Origin of the sequence: Gordonia mangrovi (genome assembly GCF_024734075.1) — a bacterium.
Lineage (GTDB): Bacteria > Actinomycetota > Actinomycetes > Mycobacteriales > Mycobacteriaceae > Gordonia > Gordonia mangrovi.
Genome location: NZ_CP102850.1, coordinates 4,751,568 through 4,777,527, shown reverse-complemented (window position 1 = coordinate 4,777,527; position 25,960 = coordinate 4,751,568). Strand labels below are relative to the sequence as shown.

Annotated in this window: 24 protein-coding genes; 2 read left to right on the top strand and 22 right to left on the bottom strand. The window is 67.8% G+C overall.

What is annotated here, in order from left to right:
* Positions 1 to 5: 5 nt before the first annotated feature.
* From NWF22_RS21705 to NWF22_RS21695, 3 genes are all read right to left on the bottom strand, one after another.
* Complete coding sequence (locus NWF22_RS21705; protein WP_160902438.1) at positions 6 to 2,042, bottom strand: HNH endonuclease signature motif containing protein; 2,037 nt, start codon at positions 2,040 to 2,042, stop codon at positions 6 to 8.
* 730 nt (positions 2,043 to 2,772) lie between these two features.
* Positions 2,773 to 4,038, bottom strand: coding sequence for a histidine--tRNA ligase (hisS, locus tag NWF22_RS21700; RefSeq protein ID WP_160902439.1), 1,266 nt, complete (start codon positions 4,036 to 4,038; stop codon positions 2,773 to 2,775).
* Positions 4,035 to 4,796 (bottom strand): MBL fold metallo-hydrolase, encoded by a 762-nt coding sequence (locus NWF22_RS21695; RefSeq protein ID WP_160902440.1) that lies wholly within the window; start codon positions 4,794 to 4,796, stop codon positions 4,035 to 4,037. The genes hisS and NWF22_RS21695 overlap by 4 nt, the downstream gene beginning before the upstream one ends.
* 204 nt (positions 4,797 to 5,000) lie before the next feature.
* Between NWF22_RS21695 and NWF22_RS21690 the strand changes: the two genes are divergently transcribed.
* Positions 5,001 to 5,936, top strand: coding sequence for a peptidylprolyl isomerase (locus NWF22_RS21690; RefSeq protein ID WP_160902441.1), 936 nt, complete (start codon positions 5,001 to 5,003; stop codon positions 5,934 to 5,936).
* 78 nt (positions 5,937 to 6,014) lie between these two features.
* On the opposite strand, the gene NWF22_RS21685 is transcribed toward NWF22_RS21690, so the two are convergent.
* The 9 genes from NWF22_RS21685 to ruvC all read right to left on the bottom strand — a co-directional run bounded on the left by NWF22_RS21685 (position 6,015) and on the right by ruvC (position 16,891).
* Complete coding sequence (locus NWF22_RS21685) at positions 6,015 to 8,495, bottom strand: RelA/SpoT family protein (protein WP_309249723.1); 2,481 nt, start codon at positions 8,493 to 8,495, stop codon at positions 6,015 to 6,017.
* Between the two features lie 118 nt (positions 8,496 to 8,613).
* Positions 8,614 to 9,204: an adenine phosphoribosyltransferase gene (locus tag NWF22_RS21680; RefSeq protein ID WP_258321240.1), complete on the bottom strand. Its 591-nt coding sequence runs from the start codon at positions 9,202 to 9,204 to the stop codon at positions 8,614 to 8,616.
* On the bottom strand, positions 9,197 to 10,855 hold the full coding sequence (locus tag NWF22_RS21675; RefSeq protein ID WP_160902799.1) for an ABC transporter substrate-binding protein: 1,659 nt from the start codon (positions 10,853 to 10,855) through the stop codon (positions 9,197 to 9,199). Before NWF22_RS21675 ends, NWF22_RS21680 begins: the two co-directional genes overlap by 8 nt.
* Before the next feature lie 64 nt (positions 10,856 to 10,919).
* Entirely contained in the window at positions 10,920 to 12,161 is a 1,242-nt protein-coding gene (secF, locus tag NWF22_RS21670) for a protein translocase subunit SecF (protein WP_160902443.1), read from the bottom strand.
* On the bottom strand, positions 12,158 to 13,801 hold the full coding sequence (secD, locus tag NWF22_RS21665; RefSeq protein WP_160902444.1) for a protein translocase subunit SecD: 1,644 nt from the start codon (positions 13,799 to 13,801) through the stop codon (positions 12,158 to 12,160). Before secD ends, secF begins: the two co-directional genes overlap by 4 nt.
* 164 nt (positions 13,802 to 13,965) lie before the next feature.
* Positions 13,966 to 14,382 carry a preprotein translocase subunit YajC gene (gene yajC / locus NWF22_RS21660; protein WP_160902445.1) on the bottom strand — a complete coding sequence of 139 codons (417 nt, stop codon included), beginning with the start codon at positions 14,380 to 14,382 and terminating at the stop codon, positions 13,966 to 13,968.
* Between the two features lie 190 nt (positions 14,383 to 14,572).
* Complete coding sequence (gene ruvB / locus NWF22_RS21655; protein WP_160902446.1) at positions 14,573 to 15,661, bottom strand: Holliday junction branch migration DNA helicase RuvB; 1,089 nt, start codon at positions 15,659 to 15,661, stop codon at positions 14,573 to 14,575.
* A gap of 16 nt (positions 15,662 to 15,677) precedes the next feature.
* Complete coding sequence (gene ruvA / locus NWF22_RS21650; RefSeq protein WP_160902447.1) at positions 15,678 to 16,277, bottom strand: Holliday junction branch migration protein RuvA; 600 nt, start codon at positions 16,275 to 16,277, stop codon at positions 15,678 to 15,680.
* Positions 16,274 to 16,891 carry a crossover junction endodeoxyribonuclease RuvC gene (gene ruvC / locus NWF22_RS21645; RefSeq protein WP_160902800.1) on the bottom strand — a complete coding sequence of 206 codons (618 nt, stop codon included), beginning with the start codon at positions 16,889 to 16,891 and terminating at the stop codon, positions 16,274 to 16,276. The genes ruvA and ruvC overlap by 4 nt, the downstream gene beginning before the upstream one ends.
* Positions 16,892 to 17,047: 156 nt before the next feature.
* On the opposite strand from ruvC, the gene NWF22_RS21640 reads away from it, so the two are divergent.
* Entirely contained in the window at positions 17,048 to 17,680 is a 633-nt protein-coding gene (locus tag NWF22_RS21640) for a nucleoside/nucleotide kinase family protein (protein WP_233751164.1), read from the top strand.
* A gap of 10 nt (positions 17,681 to 17,690) precedes the next feature.
* Here NWF22_RS21640 and NWF22_RS21635 read toward each other — a convergent pair whose 3' ends face one another.
* The 10 genes from NWF22_RS21635 to pgsA form a co-directional block, all read right to left on the bottom strand.
* Positions 17,691 to 18,443, bottom strand: a complete 753-nt coding sequence (locus NWF22_RS21635) for a YebC/PmpR family DNA-binding transcriptional regulator (RefSeq protein WP_160902448.1) — start codon at positions 18,441 to 18,443, stop codon at positions 17,691 to 17,693.
* A gap of 96 nt (positions 18,444 to 18,539) precedes the next feature.
* Positions 18,540 to 19,169: a pyridoxal 5'-phosphate synthase glutaminase subunit PdxT gene (gene pdxT, locus NWF22_RS21630; protein WP_160902449.1), complete on the bottom strand. Its 630-nt coding sequence runs from the start codon at positions 19,167 to 19,169 to the stop codon at positions 18,540 to 18,542.
* Positions 19,166 to 20,020 (bottom strand): acyl-CoA thioesterase, encoded by an 855-nt coding sequence (locus NWF22_RS21625; protein WP_160902450.1) that lies wholly within the window; start codon positions 20,018 to 20,020, stop codon positions 19,166 to 19,168. The genes pdxT and NWF22_RS21625 overlap by 4 nt, the downstream gene beginning before the upstream one ends.
* A 53-nt stretch (positions 20,021 to 20,073) precedes the next feature.
* Positions 20,074 to 20,616, bottom strand: a complete 543-nt coding sequence (locus tag NWF22_RS21620) for a helix-turn-helix transcriptional regulator (RefSeq protein ID WP_160902451.1) — start codon at positions 20,614 to 20,616, stop codon at positions 20,074 to 20,076.
* 84 nt (positions 20,617 to 20,700) lie between these two features.
* Positions 20,701 to 21,525, bottom strand: coding sequence for a PP2C family protein-serine/threonine phosphatase (locus NWF22_RS21615; RefSeq protein ID WP_160902452.1), 825 nt, complete (start codon positions 21,523 to 21,525; stop codon positions 20,701 to 20,703).
* A gap of 26 nt (positions 21,526 to 21,551) precedes the next feature.
* Entirely contained in the window at positions 21,552 to 22,520 is a 969-nt protein-coding gene (gene pdxS / locus NWF22_RS21610) for a pyridoxal 5'-phosphate synthase lyase subunit PdxS (protein WP_160902453.1), read from the bottom strand.
* 79 nt (positions 22,521 to 22,599) lie between these two features.
* Entirely contained in the window at positions 22,600 to 23,136 is a 537-nt protein-coding gene (locus NWF22_RS21605; RefSeq protein WP_160902454.1) for a LemA family protein, read from the bottom strand.
* A 9-nt stretch (positions 23,137 to 23,145) separates the two neighbouring features.
* Complete coding sequence (locus NWF22_RS21600; protein WP_160902455.1) at positions 23,146 to 24,270, bottom strand: glycosyltransferase family 4 protein; 1,125 nt, start codon at positions 24,268 to 24,270, stop codon at positions 23,146 to 23,148.
* A complete protein-coding gene (locus NWF22_RS21595; protein WP_160902456.1) occupies positions 24,267 to 25,241 on the bottom strand; it encodes a phosphatidylinositol mannoside acyltransferase in 975 nt (324 codons plus the stop codon). The genes NWF22_RS21600 and NWF22_RS21595 overlap by 4 nt, the downstream gene beginning before the upstream one ends.
* 5 nt (positions 25,242 to 25,246) lie before the next feature.
* Entirely contained in the window at positions 25,247 to 25,945 is a 699-nt protein-coding gene (gene pgsA / locus NWF22_RS21590; protein WP_160902457.1) for a phosphatidylinositol phosphate synthase, read from the bottom strand.
* Positions 25,946 to 25,960 lie beyond the last annotated feature (15 nt).

Genomic DNA, 25,960 nt, shown 5'->3' with positions numbered 1-25,960 from the left:
CGTCGTCACCTGGGGTAGGTGACGATGGTTTGTCCGGTGCGGGCGTTGCGCCAGGTGATGGTGCGGTCGGTGTGCATGGTGGGGAGCCACGGGCCGTCGTGTTTGCGGTCGTGGTCGGGTCGGCATAGGGGTGCGAGGTTGAAGGCCACGGTCCAGCCGCCGGCCAGCGGGTCGGCGTGCAGGAATTTGTGTAGGTGGTCGAGTTCGCACTCTTCGGAGGGTCGGCCGCAGTACGGGTAGCGGCAGCGTCGGTCGAGTTGGATGATTTCGGCACGTAAGGCTGCTGAGGGTGCGTAGGTCAGTGCCCCGGGTGGTGGGGTGGCGAAGCCGCCGTGCCCGGTGGGGTCGATGGGTGGTGCCGGTGTCTGGTTGCCGAAGATGGTCAGGCCGCTGGCGGTGCGGGTTTCGCTCGGTGGGGCGGTGATGGTGGTGGCGTGGGGTGCCAGGCGTGCGGCGTGGGCGGGGTCGATGGCGCCGTAGCCCATCAGGCGGGTCGGATCGAGGCCGGTGGGGTCGCGCAGCAGGGTCAGGCCGGGGACGACGAGGCCTTCGTTGGTGTCGGAATCGGTGTCGGAGTCCGGGTCGGTGTCGGCGGGGTCGTTGTCAGAGTCATCGGCTACCGCGGCGTCTGCTGTGTCCTCGGCGTGTTCGTCATCGGTTGTGAGTTCGACCTCTGCGGCCGTGGTGACTTCAGTGTCTGCGTCGTCTGCGTCGTCTGCGTCGGAGGCGTCGGTCGCTTCCGCATCGGCCCCGTCGGTGTCGTGCTCGGCGCGAGGTGCGGTGATGAAGTCTCGTCGGGATTCCGCGGTGGGCTCGACGTCCGAGTCGATGTCACTGTCATCATCGAGGTCGGCAAGGGTGATCGGCTGTTCTTCGGCCGCGTCAGGCCCACCCACTGCGGGTTCGTCGGCGGTGTCGACGGGTGCGTTGGAGTCGCCGGCCCTGCTGGTGTCGACCGACGAGTCGCGGTCTCTGCCGGTGACCGACGACTCGCGCTCACTGTCGGCGACCGAACTCGGGGTGGTGGCGGGCGTCGGGTTGCTGGTGCGGGTTTGCGTGGCGGGGCAGGTGTCGTCGCCGCAGTGGCAGCGCAGTGTCGCGCCGGGGGCCTTGATGATCTCGGCGAATGCGGCGACGCGTTGGGCTTTGATGCTGCGGCCGTCGCGACGGCACACCCGCCGGCTGATCAACGCGCTGATCCGGTCGCGTAGGTGTACGCCGTGTTCGGCGGGGATGCAGGCGTCGACGGTCATGTGTCCGAACGCTTCGGCACCGATTTTCACATCGCCGAACAGGTCGGCGATGTCGTCGTGGGATTGGACGGCCCGGTCGGGGTCGAGGGTGATGATGATGGCGTCGAGATCGGCTTGCAGCGCGGTGTCGGTGGTGGGGCGGCTGGCCAGGTCGAGCACGACATCGTCGAAATCCCACGGCTCATCGTCGGCAGGGTCGGTCTCGGCCGCACCATCACCGGCGTCATCGTCGGTGCCGTCATCGTCGGTCCCGGCATCGTCGGTACCAGCATCGTCGGTGCCAGCATTGTCGGTGTCGTCGTCGAAGTCGAGGGTGAGGTCCTCGTCATCGGTGTCGGTGTCGGTGGTGTCGGTGTTGTCGGTGAGTTCGGCCAGTCGGGCTCGCAGGTCGCCGGTGGGGCCGGTGGCGGCGGCGCGGATGGCCACACCCAGGCGGTGGGGGCTCAGGTCACCGGCGCGGAAGGCGTCACGGATCTTGGGGTGTTCGTCGAGGAGTTCGTCGAGGTGGACCCATTCGCCGGCTTTGGTTCGGGCGATGCCCAGTTGCAGCGAGATTTCGCCTATGGCGGCTTTGTCGGCGGCGTTGCGGATTCGGTTCGGGGCGTAGTCGTTGTATCCGGTGATGCGCTCGTTGTAGGTGGATTGACCGATCTGGCGGGCGATCTGCATGGCCACGGCCTGGGCTTGGTTACTCAGCCGGAGGGCGTCGCGGCCGTACTGGGCCAACTCGTCGAGGCTGCTGCTGGCCAGCAGGGCGTCGTCAGCGGCACGATCGGTGAAGGTGAACACGACACGCTCCTTTCCGGCGACGACAGCGAGATCGGGATCGGGTTGGTGGGGAATCGAACTGCTACCAGAGTATCGGGTGGGTCCGACAACTTTGGTGGGCTGCAGGTGGGGTGTGGATGAGCTGTTTGATCGGTGTTGGGCTCAGGATATCGGCGGGGTGTGACAATTCCGTTCGGGGTGACATAGCCTGCGGGACAATGCTTGCGGCGGCTCTGCCTCGGCTGGTGATGGTCTCGATACGACCTCGGCTAGCGCCTCGTCCTACTCGACCACCAGAAGGGCGGCGCCTCGGTCTACTCGAGCACGAGAGGGGGTCGTCGTGGGATTGGTTGTTGGGGAATCGAACTGCTATCAGAGTATCGGGTGGGTCCGACAACTTTGGTGGGCTGCGGGTGGGGTGTGGATGAGTTGTTCGATCGGTGGTGGGCTCAGGATACCGGTGGGCTACGACAACTTTCGGCGGTGAGAATGGTTGCGGTGGAAGACCCTTCGTGACACTCCCGCACAAGCTCGGCCACCCCTCAGGGATCAGGAGTGACGCGTGGATCGGTTCTCACTTCAGTCGCTTGGGGCCGCGAGTGGGTGTTGGGTGAAGCGCTCGGTGCGGGTGAGACCGTCTGCGCGACAGCGCTTGTGGACGACGACCACCTGAAGGCACCCACTCGTCAAAGTGGCCGCTTCCCACAAATCCGCCTACTCCCGCACACATGGCCCGTGTCGACGGCAGAGATCAGCCGAGGATCGAAAGCACCTCGTCGACAATGGAATCCAGCGAGACCTGGTGCTGCTCCCCGTTGGTCAGATCCTTCACCTCGACCTGGCGATCGGCCAGTTCGCGGTCGCCGAGAACAAGGGCGAGGCGGGCGCCGGAGCGATCGGCAGCCTTCATCGCGCCCTTCAATCCCCGGTCGCCGTAAGCGAGATCGACCGCGATCCCGGCGGCCCGCAGTTGGCCCGCGACACCGACCAACTCGGCCTTCGCATCGGCGCCCATGGGGACCCCGAACACCTGGCAGCGGGCGACGTCGGCGTGCGCCACCCCTTCGGCCTCCATTGCCAGCATGGTGCGGTCGACGCCGAGGCCGAAACCGATCCCGGACAGATCCTGCTTGCCACCGATCTGCTGCATGAGACCGTCGTAGCGGCCTCCCCCACCGATCCCCGACTGCGCACCCAATCCGTCGTGGACGAACTCGAAGGTGGTCTTCGTGTAGTAGTCGAGCCCGCGCACGAGACGTGGATTGAGTTCGTACGGCACACCCAGCCGCTTCAGGTGCGTGAGGACCAGATCGAAATGTGCACGCGCGTCCTCGGACAGATGGTCGATCAGCAGCGGCGCCGACGCCGTGGCCTCCTTGACCTCGGGACGTTTGTCGTCGAGCACCCGCAGCGGGTTGATCTCCGCCCGGCGACGGGTCGCCTCGTCCAGGTCGAGACCGAACAGGAACTGCTGGAGGGCTTCCCGATACGGACCGCGGCTGGCGGCATCACCGAGAGAGGTGATCTCCAGACGGAAGCCCGAGAGCCCCAATCGGCGGTAGCCCTCATCGGCGACCGCGATCACCTCGGCATCGAGCGCCGGGTCGTCGACTCCGATGGCTTCGACACCGACCTGCTGCAGTTGTCGATACCGTCCGGTCTGCGGCTTCTCGTAGCGGAAGAACGGGCCGGCATAGCAGAGCTTCACCGGCAGCTGTCCGCGGTCGAGCCCATGCTGGATGACCGCGCGCATGACACCGGCCGTGCCCTCGGGACGCAACGTCACCGACCGATCGCCACGATCGGCGAAGGTGTACATCTCCTTGCTCACCACGTCGGTGGACTCGCCGACACCGCGGGCGAACAAAGCGGTGTCCTCGAAGATCGGTAGCTCGATGTGTCCGTAGCCCGCTCGCCGAGCGGCGTCGGTCAACGTGTCACGGACCCGACGGAAATCCGCGGAGTCCGGGGGGCAGTAGTCCGGCACTCCCCGCGGAGCGGCAAACTCGGCGCTCACAGTCCGAAACGTCCCTTCTTGGGTGTGGAATCCCCGCGCCCGGGCAGGTCGACGAGGAAAGGGTTGCCGGCGCGCTCGGCGCCGATCGAGGTCTGCGGCCCGTGCCCCGGCAGTACCTGGGTGTGATCGGGCAACGGCATCAGCTTGGCAGCGATCGAGTCCAGCAGTTGCTGGTGGCTACCGCCGGGGAGATCAGTGCGCCCGATCGATCCGGCGAACAGGACATCGCCGGAGAAGCAGACCGGAACGAATTCGGGCACCGAGTCGTCGGCATCGGCCGCCTCCGCCCGCTCCTCCTCGTCGAGACCGACCGGTACCTCGATTCCCAGCAGCACCGAACCCTTGGTGTGGCCCGGCGCGAGGTCCACCGAGATCCGGATGCCGGCCAGCTCCACGTCCTCACCGTCGGAGAACTCGACCACCTTTTCCGGCTCGCGGAACTCCATCGACCCGATCAGACCGCCCAGTGCCTGCCCCAGCCCCACCCCCGGGTCGGCGAGCATCGGCCGGTCCTCCGGATGGATGTAGGCGGGAATGGAGAACTCATCGCACAGCTCGGTCACATTCCAGGTGTGGTCGAGGTGCCCGTGCGTCAGCAGCACGGCCACCGGCGTCAGGTCGTACTCGGCGAGCAGTTCACGCACCCGGGCCGCGGCATCCTGGCCCGGATCGATGATGACCGCCTCCGACCCCGCTCCGTTGGCGAGGAGGTAGCAGTTCGTCTGGAACATCCCGGCCGGGAATCCGGTGATCAGCATCTGTCCATTGTGACAAACGCCCCGTTGCCCCAACCGACAGGCCGCGCGCGGCGATCCCGCCCCGACCATGGAACTCTCAGGTTCAGCTGGCACACTGACCTGTCGATGTAGCATCAGCGCCGATTCACGTGCCGCCCGACCGCACGTAACGCATGCCATCCCCCGGGGGAGCCACGGCACACGAGTTCAGGAGGATCCAACCGCGTGTCCAGCAACGAGGAACGTCGCGAGGCCGCCAAGCGCAAGCTCGAAGAGCGCCTCGAGCGGGAGCGCCAGGAGAAGCGCCGCCGCAAGATCATCATCGCCTCCGTCTCGACCGTGGTCGTCGTCGCCATCGTGGCCACCGCGACCACGCTGATCGTCAAGAAGGTGCTCGACGATCGTGAGGCCGCCCGCTGGACAGCGTGCTCGTACGTCGACCAGCCGAGTCGGTTCGACGAACTCCCCGAGGAAGTGCCGGCGGAGGTTCCCGCCGAGCAGCGAGCACAGGCACAGGCCTACCTGGACGAGATGCGGGCCGGCGAGGCCAAGCAGCGGACCGCTCCCAAGCCCGACGAGAAGCAGCTCAAAGAGGGCACCGCGAACCTGCTGCTCGACACCAACCAGGGCGAGATTCCGATCACCCTCGAACGCAGCGGGGCGCCGTGCAACACCGCTGCGGTGATCTCGCTGGCGGAGAACGACTTCTACAACGACACCCCCTGCCATCGACTGACCAGCAGCGAGTCACTCCAGGTGCTGCAGTGCGGTGATCCGACCGGTACGGGGGCGGGCGGCCCAGGATGGTCGAGCCCCGACGAGCTGCCCACCGACCTCGCCCCGGCCGGCGAACCCGATCCCATGTCGGGGGCCGCACCGGTCACCTATCCGCGTGGCACGGTGGCGATCGCCAACAGCAACAACCCACAGAGCGGTCAGACCGACACCGGTGCGAGCCAGTTCTTCCTGGTCATCCAGGACAGCCAGCTCGCGCCCAACTACTCCGTGGTCGGCCAGGTCGACCCTGCCGGGCTCACGGTGCTCGACAAGATCGCGGAGAACGGCCTGACCCCGGGCCCGAACGGTAGTGCGGAAGACGGCAAGCCCACGCAGCCGGTGGAGATCACCTCCGCGACTGTGGATTCGGGCAATCAGGACTGACCCTTCGTAACGCTCGCAAGCTCGCTCCTCAGCGACCAGGTGGTAGCGCCCCGCAGGGAACAGGGTTGGTGCCCGATCTCAGGCGGCGGACGTCACCCGGTAGACGTCGTAGACACCCTCGACGTTGCGCACGACGTTCAGCACGTGCCCGAGATGCTTCGGGTCGCCCATCTCGAAGGTGAACTTGCTGATCGCCACCCGGTCACGGCTGGTGGTGACCGACGCCGAGAGGATGTTGACCCGTTCGTCGGCGAGAACCTTGGTGACATCCGACAGCAGGCGATGTCGGTCGAGCGCCTCCACCTGAATGGCCACCAGGAACACCGAGGACGGTGACGGTGCCCACGACACGCCGATGATGCGTTCGGACTGCTCTTTCAGCGAAGCGGCGTTGGTGCAATCGGTGCGGTGCACGCTGATGCCGCCGCCGCGGGTGACGAAGCCCATGATCTCGTCGCCCGGCACCGGCGTACAACACTTGGCGAGCTTCGCCAACACGTTGTCGAGGCCCTCCACGATGACCCCGGCATCCCCGCCGTGGCGCGTGCGGGTGGGCAGTGTCGACGGTGTCGACCGCTCGGCGATCTCGTCGACCGCGTCGTCGAGGCCGCCCAGCGATGCCACCAACCGATTCACCACGTGTCGTGCGGACACATGATTCTCACCGACCGCGGTGTACAGCGCGGTCACGTCCTGGTAGCGGAGTTCTTTGGCAATTGCCGCCAGCGAGTCGGCACTCATCAAGCGCTGCAACGGAAGTCCCCCGCGACGGACCTCCTTGGCGATAGCATCCTTGCCGGCCTCGAGCGCTTCCTCACGCCGCTCCTTGGCGAACCACTGTCGGATCTTGGCCCGCGCCCGCGGGGAGACAACGAAGTTCTGCCAGTCCTTCGACGGCCCGGCGTTGGGCGCCTTCGACGTGAAGACCTCCACCACTTCGCCGTTCTCGAGTTTGCGCTCCAGCGCGACCAGCCGGCCGTTGACGCGGGCGCCGATACACCGATGCCCGACCTCGGTGTGCACGGCATAGGCGAAATCGACCGGAGTCGATCCCGCGGGCAACGTGATCACATCGCCCTTGGGCGTGAACACGAAGATCTCCTGCACCGCGAGGTCATAGCGCAGCGACTCGAGGAACTCGCCCGGGTCGGCCGCCTCACGTTGCCAGTCCAGCAGCTGACGCATCCACGCCATGTCGTCGATCTCGGTGGCGTCGGACTTGCGGGGTCCCTTGCCCTTCCCCCGGCTCTCCTTGTAGCGCCAATGGGCGGCGATGCCGAATTCGGCGGTGCGGTGCATCTCGTGGGTGCGGATCTGCACTTCGAGGGGCTTGCCCTCCGGCCCGATCACCGTGGTGTGCAACGACTGGTAGACGCCGAACCGGGGTTGCGCGATGTAGTCCTTGAACCGGCCCGCCATCGGTTGCCACAGCGAGTGCACCACGCCGACCGCGGCGTAGCAGTCGCGGACCTCATCACACAGGATGCGGATGCCCACCAGGTCGTGGATGTCGTCGAAGTCGCGGCCCTTGACGATCATCTTCTGATAGATCGACCAGTAGTGCTTGGGGCGTCCCTCGACGGTCGCGGAGATCCGGGCGCCACCGAGCGCGTTGTTGATGTCGGCACGTACCCGCGCCAGATAGGTGTCCCGCGACGGCGCCCGGTCGGCGACCAGCCGGACGATCTCCTCATACCGCTTGGGGTGCAGGATCGCGAACGACAGATCCTCCAGCTCCCACTTCACCGTGGCCATCCCCAGACGATGCGCCAACGGCGCGATCACCTCAAGGGTCTCGCGGGCCTTACGCGCCTGCTTCTCCGGCGGCAGAAACCGCATCGTGCGCATGTTGTGCAGCCGGTCGGCGACCTTGATGACCAGCACCCGCGGGTCGCGCGCCATCGCGATGATCATCTTGCGGATCGTCTCCGCCTCGGCGGCACTGCCCAGTGCCACCTTGTCCAGCTTGGTCACCCCGTCGACCAGGTGCGCGACCTCGGCGCCGAAATCCTTCTCCAACTGTTCCAGCGTGTAACCGGTGTCCTCGACGGTGTCGTGCAGCAGCGCCGCCACCAGTGTCGTCGTGTCCATGCCCAGATCCGCCAGAATGGTCGCCACGGCCAGCGGGTGGGTGATGTAGGGGTCGCCGGATTTGCGCTTCTGACCGGTGTGGCGCTCGTCGGCGACGTCGTAGGCGTGTTGCAGCAAGGCGACGTCGGCCTTCGGATAGATCTCCCGGTGCAGGGTCGCGAGCGGTTCGAGGACGGGCCGCACCGGGCTGCGGGTGGCGGTCATCCGCCTGGCCAGACGCGCCCGGACGCGCCGGGACGCCGAGGTGGAGTGTGGCGCCAACGTCTCGGTCCGCGCCGCGCGGGCAGCGTCGTCGGGATTCGAGTCGCCGGCGGCCGATCCCTCGGCGCCGGCGGGCGCACCCTCGGCACGTGGCGGGGTGGATCCTCGATTCGGTTCGGCATCCGCGGTCGCGCCCGGAGGCCGGGCATCCGCACGCGACGTCCCCGTCTGCTCGTGGCGGGCATCGGTGTCGACCTCGTCGTGCATCCTGACCTCCTTTCGGTGACGTCGCCGGTCCATGAACACCGGATGAGGCGAGTCTAGTCCGCTCGACGGCACAGACCGCGCGCCATCGGTCACCCGACGTCCGCCGCGTCCGCCGCGATCACCCCGTCGTCACCGCATGCACCGGCAGGTGTGCGCCCAGGCCACGAGCGATGGTCGCCCGCCCGTCGAGCCCGTCCAATTCCATGATGACGGCCACACCGACGACCACACCCCCGGCGCGACCCAACAACTCCGCAGCCGCCACCGCTGTTCCGCCGGTCGCCAACACGTCGTCGACCAGCAGAATCCGCCGGCTGGCGACGTCGACGGCACTCGCGGGGATCTCCAGCGTCGCCGTGCCGTACTCGAGTGAGTAGGTGACACTGTGTACCGGCGGCGGGAGTTTGCCACCCTTGCGTACCGCAAGCACACCGACGCCGAGTTCGCGGGCCACGGCTCCACCCAGCAGGAACCCGCGGGCATCGATCCCGGCCACCAGGTCGACGTCGGTGCAGCCGTGCGTCAACGCGGTGACCACCGCGGCCAGCCCGACCGGGTCGGCCAGCACGGGGGTGAGGTCTTTGAACGCGATGCCCGGCTGCGGGAAGTCCGGGACGAGGCGGGCGTGATCGACGATCGCCTGCCGAGCGCGGGCCACCGCCTGCGCAGTCGTCTCGTCGTTTCCGGGCAAGTGCTCTGCGTCAGTCACGTACCGTCCACCGATCCATGTTCCACCCGGTCCCATTGCGGCCCAGACCCGAAACAACATTATCGACCCGGGGGCCGAGGACCTGCATCCGCGGCGCCGCGAACAGCGGGATCGACGGCAGCGTCGCCCACGCCGTGTTCTCGATCGTGCGCACCAGATCGAGGCGGTCGGCTGCCAGGTCGGAGGCCACCAGGCGATCGATCGCGCCACTGACCCGGGGGTTGCGGTAGTTGTTGATGTTGAGCGGATCACCACCGCGCAGGGCAAAGGCGTCCCGCGATGGGTTCGCTGCCCCCGCTGCGGCGAACGAGGCTCCGTTGGCCACGATCAGCGCGTCGACATCATCGGCCAACGCCGCCGGGGTGATGTCGGGCGAGCCCGCGTCGACCACCTCGATACCCACCTGCCGACAGGATTCGGCGATGGCGGCCACCATCTGTGCCCGACGCTGCATCGGCGCCAGATATCCGATCCGCACGGTCATCGGCGCGTCGCCCGAGGCATCGGCGCTGAGAGTGCGCGCTCGGGGCAGATTGGGTCGTGCATAGGCGCGGCCGAACGCCCCGTTGAGCTGTCCGGCCAGGTTGTCGGCGGGCGCGAGGACCCGCAGATTCCAGATCTGGGCGCCCTGCCCGAACTCCCGTGCGAGCCCATCACGTGGTAGGCACGACGCGAATGCCCGTCGGGCCGGGAGTTCGGCGAACACGCCGCGCTGGGCGAGCACCAACTCCTCGACCGCGAGCGCCCGATTGGGTTTGGGGATCGGCAGCCGGGCCTCTTCGGAACCCGAGGCCACCACATCGCCGGCGACGATGCCGGAACTCACGTCGGCGACGTCGAATGCCCCCTCCGACAGTCGACGTTCGGCATCGGTACCTCTCCCCCACAACACGACCCGCGACGTGGCGGGGGCGTCTCCCCACCACGACTCGTTGGACACCAACTCCAGACCACCCGACTGCGAGTACTCCTGGATTCGGTACGGCCCCGACGCCGGGAACCGAGCCGGGTCGACGGGGCCCGGCGTCAGGTCGAAGCCGGTGTTCCAGGCGTCGGCGATCTCGGCGATGGCAGCGCGGTCACCGTCACGGATCGGCCGCACGACGTCGCCGACGCCGGCCAGACGCGCCACCACGTGTGCGGGCAGCATCGTTCCCGCACCGAACAGCGACAACCAGTCCCGGTAGTCCCGTCCCTGTGCGAACCGAGCGGTCGCCGTCCTGGAGCCGAGATCACAGTCGACCGTCTCGATGTCGCGGTAGCCGGCGGTCGTCGCGGGCCGGAAGCCCGGGAACCGACCGCTCATCGCCGCCCAGGCCAGGACCAGATCGTCGCAGTCGAGCGCCGTCTCGTCGGAGAAGCCGGCGGCCGGCGAGAAGTCGTAGCGCAGCGTGAGCCCCGTGCCGGGCACCGGCGTCACGGTACCGATGTCGCGGTCCGGGGTCACCTGGCCTTGCGCACCGAGATAGCTGAAACCCGGCAGCATCCGCGTGGTCGCCATCAGGACGCCGGCGGCGTTGCCGTCGACGGTGTTCGCGTTGTAGGTGTCGATCCGCGCATCGAGCACGTAGTCGATCGTGGGCGGGCCGTCGTCGCCGCACGCGGTCACCACGGCCGTCAGCAACAGCAACACGGCCACGCACGTGGACATCGTCACGGGCAGGCCGTTTCGTCGGCGGGCGCCCGACCCGCTCGGCACAGTCACGACCCGTACATTAACGCGCCCGGCGTGCTTTCCCGGTCGGGGTCTGGGGCGCGTCGGCTTCCGCTGCTTTCGCACGCCGACGGCCCGACGGCCGGCCACGGACCGGACGTGGGTCGTCTGCGAGGTCGTCGCCCGCCTCGACGCGGGCGCGACGATCGAGTACCCGCGTGGTGTGCCGCGCGATGTCGGCGCGCCGTTCCTTCAGCGTCACCAGCAGCGGGGAGGCCAGGAAGATCGACGAGTAGGCGCCGACCACGACACCCACCAGCTGGATGAGACCGAGATCCTTCAGCGTGCCGACGCCGAGCATCCACACCGCGATCACCATCAGGGCGATGATCGGCAGCACGGAGATGACCGTGGTGTTGATCGACCGCATCAGTGTCTGGTTCACCGCGAGATTGGCCTGTTCGGCGTAGGTCCGTCGGGTGGTTTGCAGCACCGATCGGGTGTTCTCCGAGACCTTGTCGAACACCACGACGGTGTCGTAGATCGAGAAACCGAGGATGGTGAGCAGACCGATGACGGTCGCGGGCGTCACCTCCCACCCGACCAGCGAATAGATGCCGGCGGTGACGACGATATCGAAGAACAGTGAGGTGAGGGCCGCCACCGACATCTCCCGGTCGAACCGGATCGTGATGTAGATGAACACGATCACCAGGAACACCACGAGGGCGATCAACATCTTCTCGGTGATCTCGCCGCCCCAGGTCGAGCTGACGTCCGACGAACTCACATCCGAGGTGGTCAGTTCGGGCCCGAACCGGTCGGCCAACGCCCGCGTGATCTGTTCGGTCTCGGCGGCGGTCAGCGTTTCGGTACGCACCTGCACCGTCTCGGCCGATCCGGAGCCGGCGGTCTGCACCGACTCCGGCTCCTCGCCGAGCGTCTCGGCGAACACCTGGTCGACGGAGTCGACGGTGACCCCGGCGGTCACCGGGATGGACACCTGGGTGCCGCCCTCGAAGTCGATGCCCAGGGTGAAACCTCGGATGGCGATCGAGGCGATACAGATGACCAGGATCACGGCGGTGACGATGTACCAGGTGCGTCGCGCCGGGATGATGCCGAACGCGCCCGTTCCGGTGTACAGCCGCGAGAGGAACGAACGGTCTTTCTCGGCCACGTAATTGGCGTCGGAAGGACCCGCCGGGCCCTGTTCGACGGCCTCGTCGGGGACGGTGTCGCCGATCACGGCGCTGCGTCCCCCGCCATCGCGCCCGGAGTTGGGGCGTTGCGCATTGGTCATTTCGCCGATCCTTCCGTGGCCACGACGCGCTCAGCCCGCTCGGCCGCGCGACGTCGGCGGGCCACCTCACTGACTGCGCCGAGACCGTTGACCTTCGGCCGCGACAGGAACTCCGACCGACTCGCCAACACCACCAGCGGATGGGTCACCAGGAACACCACCACCACGTCGAGGATGGTGGTCAACCCGAGGGTGAAGGCGAAGCCGCGGACCTCGCCGATCGCCAGCACATAAATGACTGCCGCGGCGATGAAACTGACCGCGTTACCCGACCAGATGGTGCGCCGGGCGCTGGCCCAACCGCGAGGCACCGCGGAGCGGAAACTTCGTCCCTCCCGCATCTCGTCCTTGATCCGCTCGAAGTAGACGACGAACGAGTCGGCGGTCATGCCGATACCGATGATGAGGCCGGCGATGCCGGCGAGGTCGAGGGTGAAGCCGATCCACCGGCCGAGCAACACGATGATCCCGTAGACCATCGCACCCGACAGGATCAGCGACAGCATCGTGAGAATGCCGAGCATCCGGTAGTAGAGCAGTGCGTAGATCAGCACCGCGATCATGCCGACCGCACCGGCGATCAAGCCGGCCTTCAACGACGACAATCCGAGTGTCGCCGACACCGTCTCCGCGTCGGACGCCTCGAACGACAACGGCAGCGAACCGTATTTGAGGACGTTGGCGAGGTCTTTGGCCTCCTGCTGGCTGAAGTCACCGCTGATCTCGGTCTGCGGTGTCGTGATCGCACCCTGGATCTGCGGCGCCGACACCACCTTGGTGTCGAGTGTGAAGGCGGTTTGCTTGCCGATGTTCTGGGCGGTGTACGTCGGCCAGAAGTCCCTCGCCTCGTTCTTGAACTCCACCTGCACGACCCACGAACCGGCCTGCTGTGTGGTACCCGCCGAAGCGTTGGCGATGTCACGGCCGTCGATGATCTCGGGACCGAGCAGATATACCTCGCTGCCGTCCTCCGAACAGGCCACGAGGTACTGGTCGGGCAGATCGTTGCCCTGCAGCGGATCGTAGAAATCCGGCGAACAGTCCATCTGCGCCATCTGCGCGGTCAGCGCGTCGAGATCGGCGCCCTCGGGCGCCTGGCGCAGCTCGCGCTGTTCGGCAATGGCGGAGGCCTGGGTGGCGTCATCCTCGGGCGAGTCCTGGGCGGCGGTGTTCTGCCCGTCACCGTTCTGACCTTCGGAGTTCTGATCGCCCGAGTCCGGCTGCGGCATCGCGGGCGCCACGTTCTCCACCGGACGCACGAACAGACGCGCTGTCTGGCCGAGCGTGCGGGCCTGGGCACCGTCGTCACCGGGAACGGTGATGACCAGGTTGTCGCCGTTCACGACCACCTCGGAACCCGAGACACCGAGCCCGTTGACGCGCTGCTCGATGATCTGTTTGGCCTGGTCGAGCTGTTCCCGCGACGGCGGCTGGCCGTCGGGGGTACGCGCGGTCAGTGTGACCCGCGTACCGCCCTGCAGGTCGATACCGAGCTTCGGGGTCGGCGATCCACCGCCGGTGAAGAAGACCAGCCCGTAAACGATGGCCAACAACACAAAGAAAACGGTCAGGGGTCTCCACGGCGGAATCTCACGTGGAGGTCCCGACCGCTTCGCCGACGCCCGGCGCGGTGTGGTCACTGGTGCTCTGATCTCCTAGGAAAGCGCGTGCGAACACGACCGGTCGGCACGCGCGCACGATCCGGTCGGTCGCTCACTCTACTGACTGCGCGGTAACCACCGGGTCCCCGGTGGTCACTGTCATTCGGACGGTGCGGATCGCCGTCCGGGCGATCCGCACGCGGTCACTTGTCCTCGGTGGTACCGTCGCCCGGCCGATCGGCGAACGAGGAGTCGTCGGGGCGGGACTCGGTGCCCGGCGCGTCGATCTGGCCGGAACCGTCCTCGTCGTCGAGTTCCTCGGGGCGAGCAGTGAACGCGCCCGGGTAGGTCTCGGCGGCCTCGTCGGTGGGAACCACGCGCACGATCGCCTGGCGGCTGAATCGGGTCACCACGCCGGTCGCGATCTCCAGGTCGACGAAGTCCGGCGTCGACTCGACGACGGTCGCGAACATGCCGGCCGTCAGCTGCACGCGCGCACCGGTGGCCACGGAGTTCTGCATGTCCTGCATCTCGGACATGCGCTTCTTCTGCTTACGGATGCTCAGGAACATGAATCCGGCCAACAGGGCCAGCAGAAGGGGGAAGAAGAGGGACTCCATGACGGCAACAATCCTTGTCGGTTCGGTCGTGGTGATTTGGGGGCTTTTGCCCGTTTCGACCGCTCATGTGACGGCCGATCGCAGGCACGCTCGGATACACCAACTCATCCGGCGGCTCCAACCAGTGTGCCACGTCCCGCAGAGTGGTCCCGCGCCGAGTGGTCCCGCGCGGCGTGGTCCTGCGCGGCGGTCAGAGGTCGTCGAAGAGACTGTCGGTGATGACGTCGCGACTGCGCACCCCGAACGTGGCGTTCATCGCGCCCGCCGGCGGGGTGAGCCCGAGGTGATGCCAGGCCGCCGCCGTCGCCACCCGCCCGCGCGGCGTCCGCGCCATCATCCCGGCCCGCACCAGGAACGGCTCACAGACCTCCTCGACGGTGGCGGGTTCCTCTCCGACGGCCACCGCCAAGGTCGACACGCCGACCGGTCCTCCGCCGAAGCCCCGCACGAGCGATCCCAGCACGGCCCGGTCGAGACGGTCGAAGCCCAGGTCGTCGACGTCGTACACGGCGAGCGCGGCGCGGGCGATGTCCACCGTGATCACGCCGTCGCTGCGGACCTCGGCGTAGTCGCGGACGCGGCGCAACAGCCGGTTGGCGATGCGCGGTGTGCCCCGTGAGCGCCGCGCCACCTCGCTCGCCGCGTCGTCGCGTAGTCGAATGCCGAGGATGCCCGCCGAGCGGCGCAGCACCCGAACGAGCTCGTCGGTCTCGTAGAACTCCATGTGCGCGGTGAACCCGAACCGATCACGCAGCGGGCCCGTCAGCGAACCCGAGCGCGTGGTGGCGCCGACGAGCGTGAACGGCGCGACGTCCAACGGGATCGAGGTCGCCCCGGGTCCCTTGCCGACGACCACGTCGACGCGGAAGTCCTCCATGGCCAGATACAGCATCTCCTCGGCGGGACGCGCGATGCGGTGGATCTCGTCGATGAACAGCACGTCGCCCTCGACCAGGTTCGACAGCATCGCGGCCAGGTCGCCCGCCCGCTCGAGTGCCGGCCCCGAGGTGACGCGGATCGCTGCGCCCATCTCGGCGGCGATGATCATCGCCAGCGAGGTCTTGCCCAGACCGGGCGGCCCCGACAGCAGGATGTGATCGGGCGTGCTGCCTCGCCCCTTCGCTCCGTGCAGCACCAGCTCGAGTTGCTCGCACACCCGGGGTTGACCGATGAAATCGGCCAGCGAGCGCGGCCGCAGTCCGGCGTCGAAGTCACCGTCGGAATGCAGCTCGGCAGGGTTGACCGGTCGGTCGTCGGGGTCGGGTGAGGTGTCGGTCACGCGGGCTTCCCCACTTTCATGCGGTCTTTCCCATCAAAGCCAGTGACTTGCGCAGCACGGTGGAGGCGTCGGCGTCGGGTTCGTCGGAGAGCACGGTGGTGACCGCCTTATCTGCGGGCCCGGCCGTGAATCCCAACCCCACCAGGGCCTCGGCGACCTGGTCACGCACCGAGCCGGCGGAAGGCGACGCGACCAGCCCCGGCCCTCCCGACGTCGGCGCGTCCACCTTGTCACGCAGTTCCACCACCAGGCGTTCGCCGACCCTTTTGCCCACACCCGGCACCGCCGTCAGGGCCTTCACATCGGACTCGGCGAGCGCACGACGCAGCGAAGCCGGTTCGAGCACCGCCAGGATCGCCATCGCCAGGCGCGGCCCGACCCCGGTGACGGTCTGCAGCAGGGTGAACAGCGCCCGGGCGTCGGCATCGGTGAACCCGTAGAGCGTCATCGAGTCCTCGCGCACGATCATCGATGTGAGCAAGGTCGCTTCCTCACCGCGGCGCAACGCGCCGACCGTCGCCGGGGTCACCAACACCCGGTAGCCCACACCGCCACAGTCGATGACGACGTGATCGAGGGCCACATCCAGCACGGGGCCGCGCACCGACGCGATCATGCCGCTCCCCCCTTCCCGGTCCTTGTGCCCTGCGCCGCCCCGCCCTGGGCCGGGCGATGGCGACCTGCCTCGGCGATCCGTGCGCGGTGCCGGCGGGCCATCTCGTCGGCACGGCGCTGCGCCTCGACCATCTTCTCCGTCATCGGTCCACGCCAGCAATGGCAGATCGCCAGCGCCAACGCATCCGCGGCATCGGCGGGGCGCGGCTTGGTCTGCATGCCCAGGATTCGGGTCACCATCGCGGTGACCTGCGCTTTGTCGGCGCGACCACTTCCGGTGACTGCGGCTTTGACCTCGGATGGCGTGTGAAACCGCACCGGCACGTCGCGCTGTCCGGCGGCCAGCGCGATGACCCCGCCCGCTTGCGCGGTGCCCATCGCGGTCGACACCTGGTTCTGCGCGAAGACCCGCTCGATCGCCACCACGTCCGGCTGGTGGACGTCGAGCCAATGGCACGCCGCGGTGTACACCGTGATCAGTCGGTCGGCGAGTTCCATGTCGGCGGAGGTACGCACGACGTCGACGTCGAGCGCGGTGACCGAGCGCCCCCGCCCCGATTCGACCAGCGCGATGCCGCACCGGGTCAATCCGGGGTCGACTCCCATCACCCGCACATGCACCTCCGCCACGAGTCCGAACAGTTGTTCGAGATTCTATCGGGCGGGTCCGCCGGGTTCGGCGAACAACACGCGCTGATGCACACCTGGACGACATCTGATGGTGTCCGCAGATCCACACGCCTGGTGCGGCCGACAGATGAACACGACACAATGGCCGACGTCATGGCGAACTACGACCCGATCACCCCGGAGCGCTTGGTGGAGGTGTGCGCGGACGTCGCCGAACGCGGTGCGGGCACCCGCTTCGTCGCCGTCGACGGTGCCGACGCGGCGCGGCCGGTCGACCTCGCCGACCAGGTGGCCGCCCGCCTCGCCGCGCGTGGTCGCGCGGCGTCGGTGGTGGCGATGGCCGACTTCCTGCGCCCCGCGTCGCTGCGGCTGGAGTACGGGCACACCGACGCCGAGAGCTATCGCACCCTCTGGTTCGACCACGATGCCGTGCAGCGCGAGGTGATCGACGCCATCGACGAACGCAACAGCTGGTTGCCGCGGCTCTGGGATGCCGATCGCGACCGATCCTTCCGCGACCGGCCACCGCCGGCCCCCGCCGACCAGGTGATCCTGCTCGCCGGCCCCCTGTTGCTCGGTTCCGGTCTCGACGTCGACGTGACCGTGGCACTCGTCATGAGTGCGGGCGCGCTGCGCAGACACACTCCGCCCGCCGCGGCCTGGACGATTGCTGCATTGGTGGCCGCCGCCGAGGACGCACCGGCCGCGGATATCGAGGTGCGCTACGACCATCCGGACCGGCCGGCACTCTGCATCCGGGGTCGGGCCGGCTGATTTTTCGGACTCAGGCGTCGAGTTCGGCGAGGACCTCGTCGCTGATGTCGATGTTGCTGTAGACATTCTGGACGTCGTCGGAGTCTTCGAGGGCGTCGATGAGCTTGAAGACCTTGCGCGCGCCGTCGGCGTCCACCGGAACGTCGACCGATGCGCGGAATGCGGCCTCGGCGGAGTCGTAGTCGATACCGGCATCGACCAGGGCGGTGCGTACCGCGACCAGGTCGGTCGGCTCGCTGATCACCTCGAAGGATTCACCGAGGTCATTGACCTCTTCGGCGCCGGCATCGAGGACGGCCAGCAGGACGTCGTCCTCGGACTGGCCGTTCTTCTCCAGGGTGACCACACCCTTGCGCGTGAACAGATACGCGACCGAGCCCGGATCGGCCATGTTGCCGCCGTTGCGGGTCATCGCGGTCCGCACCTCGCCGGCCGCGCGATTGCGGTTGTCGGTGAGACACTCGATGAGGATCGCCACCCCGTTGGGCCCGTAGCCCTCGTACATGATGGTCTGCCAGTCGGCGCCACCGGCCTCTTCACCCGCACCGCGTTTGCGAGCGCGCTCGATGTTGTCGTTGGGCACCGAGGTCTTCTTCGCCTTCTGGATGGCGTCGTAGAGGGTCGGGTTACCGGCCGGGTCTCCGCCGCCGGTCCTCGCCGCGACCTCGATGTTCTTGACCAGTTTGGCGAACATCTTCCCGCGCTTGGCGTCGATGGCCGCCTTCTTGTGCTTGGTGGTGGCCCATTTGGAATGGCCGCTCATGACACTCCCGCATCCGTGTAGACGTCAATGACGGACGTGACCATCCGATGACGATCCGCCCAACTCCCCGATCTTACCGGTGCGTGTTGTGCCGGCTCACACTCCCGACTCGCGCACCATCTCCACGAAGTACCGGTGCACCCGGCGATCGCCGGTGACCTCCGGGTGAAACGAGGTGGCGAGCACATTGTTCTGCCGGACCGCGACGATGCGATCCTTCGCGGGCCCTTCGGGCACCCGGGCGAGTACCTGCACATCGGGCGTGATGGACTCCACCCACGGAGCGCGGATGAACACCGCCCGCATCGGCGGGTCGCCCGCGCGGTCGGTGACACCACGGAACTGGAGATCGGTTTCGAAGCTCTCCACCTGCCGCCCGAAAGCGTTGCGCCGCACGGTGATATCCAATGCATCCAGGTGCCGTGCGTCGGGTCTGGTGTCGAGGATGGTGGTGGCCAGCATGATCATTCCGGCACACGAACCATAAGCGGGCATCCCGGCGGCCAAGCGTTCGCGCAGCGGATCGTACAGATCGAGCACACCGAGCAGGTTGCTCATGGTGGTGGATTCACCGCCGGGGATGACGAGCCCGTCCACATCGGCGAGTTCGGACGGCCGCCGGACCGTCGCCGGCTCGGCGCCGGCATCGGCCAGGGCGGCCAGGTGTTCACGCACATCACCCTGCAGTGCGAGCACGCCGATCCGCGGGTTGTGCGCGGCGTTCATTGCTCCCGCCGCGCGTGCTGGTCGGCCGGCATATCGCGCCCGGTACGACTCAGGCCCTCCTGGGTCACGGCGGCCACCATGCGACCATCGAGGTCGAAGATCCGCCCCTGGGTCAGGGCTCGACCGGCGTCGGCGGATGGCGAGGTCTGATCGTAGAGCAGCCACTCGTCGGCACGGAACGGACGCATGAACCACATCGCATGATCCAATGATGCAGCCTGCGGTTCCACACCCGGATGCGGCACCTTCGATGACCCCAACAAGGTCATGTCGCTCATATAGGCGAGCGTGCCCACATGGAACACCTGGTCATCGGGAAGGCGACGACGATGCCGGAACCACACGCGCTGCTGAGCGGCGAAGTAGTTCGAGGTCGGCATCTGCTCGCGCGGCACCAGGCGCAGGTCGAACTCCTGCCATTCCTTGAAGACCGCCTTCGCCTCGTCGGACAGTTCGTTCATCTGGTCGGGCAGATCGTCGGGCGACGGAGCCGGCGGCATCCGATCCTGATGCTCGATGCCGTGGTCGGTCCGCACATGGAACGACGCCGACATGGTGAAGATGGCCTCGCCCTGCTGGATTCCGGTCACGCGGCGAGTCGTGAACGAGCGGCCGTCCCGAATTCTGTCGACAAGGAACACTGCGGGTAGATCCGGGTTCCCCGGACGCAGGAAATAGCCGTGCAGCGAGTGCACCGCGAAATCGTCGTCGACTGTGCGCGTCGCCGACATGAGTGCCTGACCGGCGACCTGTCCGCCGAAGGTCCGCTGCAGATGGCTACGGAAGGCCGGCCCGCGGTAGATGTCGGTCTCGATCGCCTCGACCTGAAGAATCTCCTCGATGGTTGCCACGGGAGAACACTATCGCGCGCAGCACCGATGTCTGTTCGCTGTGGCGGGCGTCGTCAGAGTTCGTCGAGGGTGATCAGACCGTCCTGCACGGCCCGCGCCACCAGAGCAGCTTTTGTCGGCGCGGGCCGACCGACGTCGGCATACTTCGCCCGAATTCGCGTCAGGTGCGTGTTCACCGTGCCCAGTGAGATGTACAACTCCTGCGCCACAGCGGGTTTCGTCTCCAACACCAGCCACGTCCGGAGCACTTCGATCTCTCGGACGGTCAGCACGGGACTCTCGAGTTCGGGGCCACCGGCGCCACATGCACACTTCGCCGGCCCGCGCATCGCCGGAGTGTCGGTGACCAGGGTCATGCCGGCATCCGCTCGTGACCTGCGGTGCAGGTCGTCGGAGCCCTTGGCCTCTGCCGCACCGGGCAAGGGCATCCGACGTTGGGCCAGACGCGCGAGCGCCTCCTGCCGACGGCGCTGGGCTTCGGCCTCACGACGGGCCTCACGTGCGGCGCCGATGCGATCGGCGACCCGGGGTGTGCGATGAGTAGCGGGGCGAACAGCTGCGTGACGCGGCGCGACGTGATCGGCGATGCCTAACATGATTGTCCTCACTCCTCGGGGGGCAGACGACGTGTCTGGCCCGCTGTCGTGAGTTAGACGCGGCAGCTCGCTGTGAGGTTCCCGTCAATTTTCGGGATCGGACGGTTCTGTGCTGTCATCGGCCGACGCGGCACGGACCGTCACGACCACCACGGTGACGTTGTCGTGCGCACCGAGTGCCAGAGCGGCGGCCACCAATGCCTCCGCGGCCTTCTCGGCTCCGTTCGCATCGGCCAGGATGTCGGCGATCTCCTCGTCGGGCAACTCGCCGGTCAGACCGTCCGAACACACCAGGATCGTGTCGCCGGGCAACGCCGGCATCGAGAAGAAGTCGGCTTCGGGCTCCACCATGCCCGCACCGAGCGCGCGTGTGATCACGTTGCGGCGAGGATCGACCCGAGCCTGTTCCGGGGTCAGGAAACCGGCGTCCACGAACTCCTGCACCTGCGAGTGGTCCACGGTGAGTTGGGTCAGCACCCCACCCTGCAACCGGTAGGTCCGTGAATCGCCGATGTTCAGGACCAGCCAGTGCGGTGTGCCCTGGTGTGTCACGAGCACCGCACCGGTGGCCGTGGTTCCGGCGCGACGCTCGGTCTCGGTCGCGATCTCACCGATGCGATCCTGCGCCTGGGTGAGGGATTCGATCAGCTCGAGTTGGGTCTGCGTCTGATCGTGCAGACTGTGGACGTCGGCCAGCGCGAGCAGTGCCGTCTCGCTGGCGACCTCACCGCTGTCATGGCCACCCATCCCATCGGCGAGCAGGTACTTTCCCGGTGCGACGAGCGCGGCGTCCTCGTTGGCCTCACGGACCCGACCCACGTTGCACACCGCGGCCCACTCGAGTTGTAGGCCGGCCAGGGTGTCGGTGCCGAAGCGGGACTCGTCCCGCACGATGGTCGCCGCGTCCATGATCAGCAGATCCTACGGCAGATCGACTACCAACCTCGTTCGGCGAGGCGGTGCGGCTGCGGAATGTCATCGACGTTGATGCCGACCATCGCCTCACCGAGTCCGCGCGACACCTTGGCCAGCACGTCGGGATCGTCGTGGAAGGTGGTGGCCTGTACGATCGCCGCCGCCCGCTGAGCCGGGTTGCCGGACTTGAAGATGCCCGACCCGACGAACACACCTTCGGCACCGAGCTGCATCATCATCGCCGCATCGGCCGGGGTGGCGATACCACCGGCGGTGAACAGTGTGACCGGCAGCTTGCCGGCCTGCGCGACCTCGGCCACCAGGTCATAGGGTGCCTGCAGTTCTTTGGCCGCCACATACAGTTCGTCGGTCGGCAGCGAGGTCAGTCGGCGGATCTCGTCGCGGATCTTGCGCATGTGCGTGGTCGCGTTCGAGACGTCACCGGTGCCGGCCTCGCCCTTGGAGCGGATCATCGCCGCCCCCTCGGTGATCCGGCGCAGCGCCTCACCGAGGTTGGTGGCGCCGCACACGAACGGCACGGTGAACGCCCACTTGTCGATGTGGTTGGCGTAGTCGGCCGGAGTCAGCACCTCGGACTCGTCGACGTAGTCCACGCCGAGGCTCTGCAACACCTGCGCCTCGACGAAGTGCCCGATCCGGGCCTTGGCCATCACCGGGATCGACACCGCCGAGATGATCCCGTCGATCATGTCGGGATCGCTCATCCGCGAGACACCGCCCTGCGCGCGGATATCGGCCGGCACACGCTCGAGCGCCATCACCGCCACCGCGCCGGCATCCTCGGCGATCTTGGCCTGGTCCGGGGTGACCACGTCCATGATGACGCCACCCTTGAGCATCTCGGCCATGCCGCGCTTCACCCGGGCGGTACCCTGCCCGACGGTCGGCGCCGGGTCGTGCCCGCCGTGGCCGTTGACGGTGTTCGGGGCGTCCGGTCCGGGAGTGTTCCCTGACTGGAATTGACTCACTGATGTCTCCTGATGTCGTCATTCCGGCATCGTGTGCCGGGTCCGCGTGGGGCGGGCTGTCCCACAAGTCTAGGCGAGGTCAGGAAGTGCTCGGCGGGGTGACCCGTTCGACGATCTCGAAGAATTCCGGGAGTTCGGCGGTCCCGCCCAGATGCAGCCACACCACCAACCGGCGCTCGGCGAGATTGCGGGTGTCGCGGACGGCGTCGTTGTAGAACCGGCGCGCCATCATGATGCGCGTCTCGGCATCGGCGAGTTCGACGACGAGTCCCGGTGGACGCGATCCGGCGTCGAGTTGCGCGAGCAACGTGGAGACCGCGTTCTCGGCCTGCTCTCGAGACGCCGGTGCGGCGTGCTCGGCCAGATCTGCGGCGGCGGCCAGATCCTGGCCCACCGCCCGCGCCTCCTCGTCGTAGCCGGCGATCATGCCGGCGGCGATGGAGCGCGCCACGACCGCACGTCGGGCCAGCGCGGCGTCGAGGGCCTGGCGGGCCAGATCGACCCGCACGTTGAGCCGGTCGAGCCGATTCGCGGTCTGGAAGGCCCAGCCGGCCGCGAGGACGACGAGCAGGACGATCACCGCGATCAGCGCGACGGTCCACCCCGAGATGATCATGTGCCCTCCCTATTCGGCCACCACGACGGCCCCGGCCCCCACGGTCACCGTCTCGTACACCCGCAGGATCTGATCGGCCACCCGCGACCAGTCGTAGCGATCGGCACGGCGGCGGCCGGCCGCGACCAGTTCGGCGCGGGCCTTATCATCGGCGAGCATGTCGATCAGCGCGGAGCCGAGTTCGTCGGCCGAACCAGTGGGGACGAGGCGTCCGGCCCGGCCGTCGTCGAGGACGCGCCGGAAGGCGTTCAGATCGCTGGCAAGTACCGCGGCACCGGCGGCCATCGCCTCGACCAGCACGATCCCGAAGCTCTCCCCACCCAGGTTGGGCGCACAGTACACATCCGCCGACCGCAGGGCCCGGGCCTTGGTGTCGTCATCGACCTGCCCGAGGAAGACCAACCGGTCCGCGAGTGAACCGGCGCGACGGCGCAGCGCTCGCTCGTTGCCGCCGCCGACGATGAGCACCCGGATGTCCGGGAATTGCGCGACGACAGCCGGCAGCGCTCGCATCAGGATGTCGATGCCCTTGCGCGGCTCGTCATAGCGGCCCAGGAACAGGACGGTGCGGCCCGGCCACGGATAGCCGTCGAGGGGTTCGGCGTCGGCGAAGAAGGCGGCGTCGATGCCGTTCGGAATCTCCACCGCGTCGGAACCGAGTGATTCCATCTGCCAGCGCCGGGCCAGTTCGGAGACGGCGATCTTGCCGGCGATGCGTTCGTGATAGGGCCGCAGAATGCCCTGGAACACCGACAACCACATCGACCGGGTGGTGGAGGTGTGGAAGGTGGTCACTATCGGACCGGACGCAACCATCAACGAGAGCATCGAGATGCTCGGTGCATTCGGTTCGTGGACGTGCAGCACGTCGAAGGAGTTCTCATCGATCCAGGCCCGCAGTCGCAGGTACCCGGTCGGGCTGAAATTCACCCGCGACACCGACCCGTTGTACGGGATCGCGAGAGCCGGTCCGGCCGACACGACATAGTCGGGAAGGCGGGTCTGCGGCGCCGACGGGGCGAGCACGCTGACCTCGTGGCCACGTTCGATGAACACCTGCGCGAGTTCGACGACGTGGGCCTGCACCCCGCCGGGGACGTCGAATGAGTACGGGCAGATCATGCCGATCCTCATCGCGGCGACTCCTCGCGCCCGGGTCCGGTGGTCCCGTCGTCGCCGACCTCGATACGCGCCCGCCGGGCCACCGACCAGTCCGCTTCCCACAGCGGCTGCAGCATGTGCCAATCCTGCGGGTGGGCGGCGATGTTGTGGGCGAACACATCCGCCAGCGCCTGGGTGGCCGCCTCGACGCCGCCGGAGACATCGATCGGGGCGCCACAGAAGATCCGGGACGTGGGCGGCTCGGTGAACCAGTGGTGCACCGGCAGCAGGGCGGCGCCGGTCTCGATGGCCAGCCGTGCCGACCCGGCCGGCATCCTGGTCTTCTCCCCGAAGAAGCTGACCGGCACTCCGTGGCGTGCCAGGTCGCGCTCGCCGAGCAGACAGATGATGCCGTTGTCCCGCAACCGTTCTGCGAGTAGGCCGAACGGCGGCTGTTCTCCGCCGCTGAGGGGAAAGATCTCGAAGCCCAACGATTCCCGATATCCGACGAATCGGGTGAACAGCGACTCGGGTTCCAGACGTTCGGCGACGGTGGCGAACCGGCCGTAGTTCTGCACCAGCCACACCCCGGCCATATCCCAGTTACCGGTGTGCGGCAGCGCCAGGATCACACCTTTGCCCCGCGCGAGGGCCGCGTCCAGATGTGCGCGGTCCGCTGCCGGGACGGTGACCGTCGCCGCGGTGTCGGCCAAGTCCTGTGCCGGTAGTCGGAACGCTTCACACCAGTATCGGGCGTAGGAACGCACCGCCGCGGCCACCAGGTCGTCCGGTACATCGGCCGGGGCCACTCCCAGAACCCGGGAGAGGTTGCGCCGCAGTTGGTCCGGGCCGCCGCGTCGGCGGCCGACGAGTCCGGCCGCACCGTCGAAGGCGCTGCGCGCCACTGCCTCGGGCGCATATCGGACGGCTGCCCACCCGGCTGCGTATCCCAGATCCGACAGCCGTGCGGTCAGCGACGTCGAAGCGTTGTGGCCGTCGCCCATGGGTGTCAGTGTGCCCCCGCCTGACGCTGTGTGTCGGTCGGCGGTTCTTCGTCGGAGTCCTCGGCGTCGTCGGATTCTTGTGCCGCCAGCGGAATCAGGTCGCGCGCACCCGGCGACGAGTGGATCGACCACATCCGCTGGCCCACCGTGATCACCGACAACACGGCGAGCACCCACATCGCGACGTGAATGGCCCACCCGATGCCCAGACCGGTGAAGCCGGCGCCCACGAGCACGATGATGAGCCGATCGGGCCGCTCGATCCATCCGCCGTCACCGTTGAGGCCGCTGGCCTCCGCGCGAGCCTTTGCATACGAGATGACCTGGGAGGTGACCAGGGCTATCAGTGTGGCGACCAGCAGCAACCGGTGGGGTTCGGTGATGGCGCACCACCAGGCGAGACCGGCGAAGATCGCGCCGTCGGCGATCCGGTCGCAGGTGGCGTCGAGGACCGCCCCGAAACGGGTGCCGCCCCCTCGGGCGCGGGCCATCGCGCCGTCGAGCATGTCGAACATGACGAACAGCCAGATGACCAGCGCGCCGATGAACAGGTGGCCCATCGGGAACAAGGTCAGGGCCGCGGCGATGGTGGCCGTGGTGCCGATCAGGGTCATGATGTCGGGGGTCAGACCGGTGCGCAGGAGGGCCCGGCCCAGCGGCAGGGTGACCTTCGACACCGAGGCCCGGCCTCGGATGCTCAGCATCTGACCGCTCCTTTC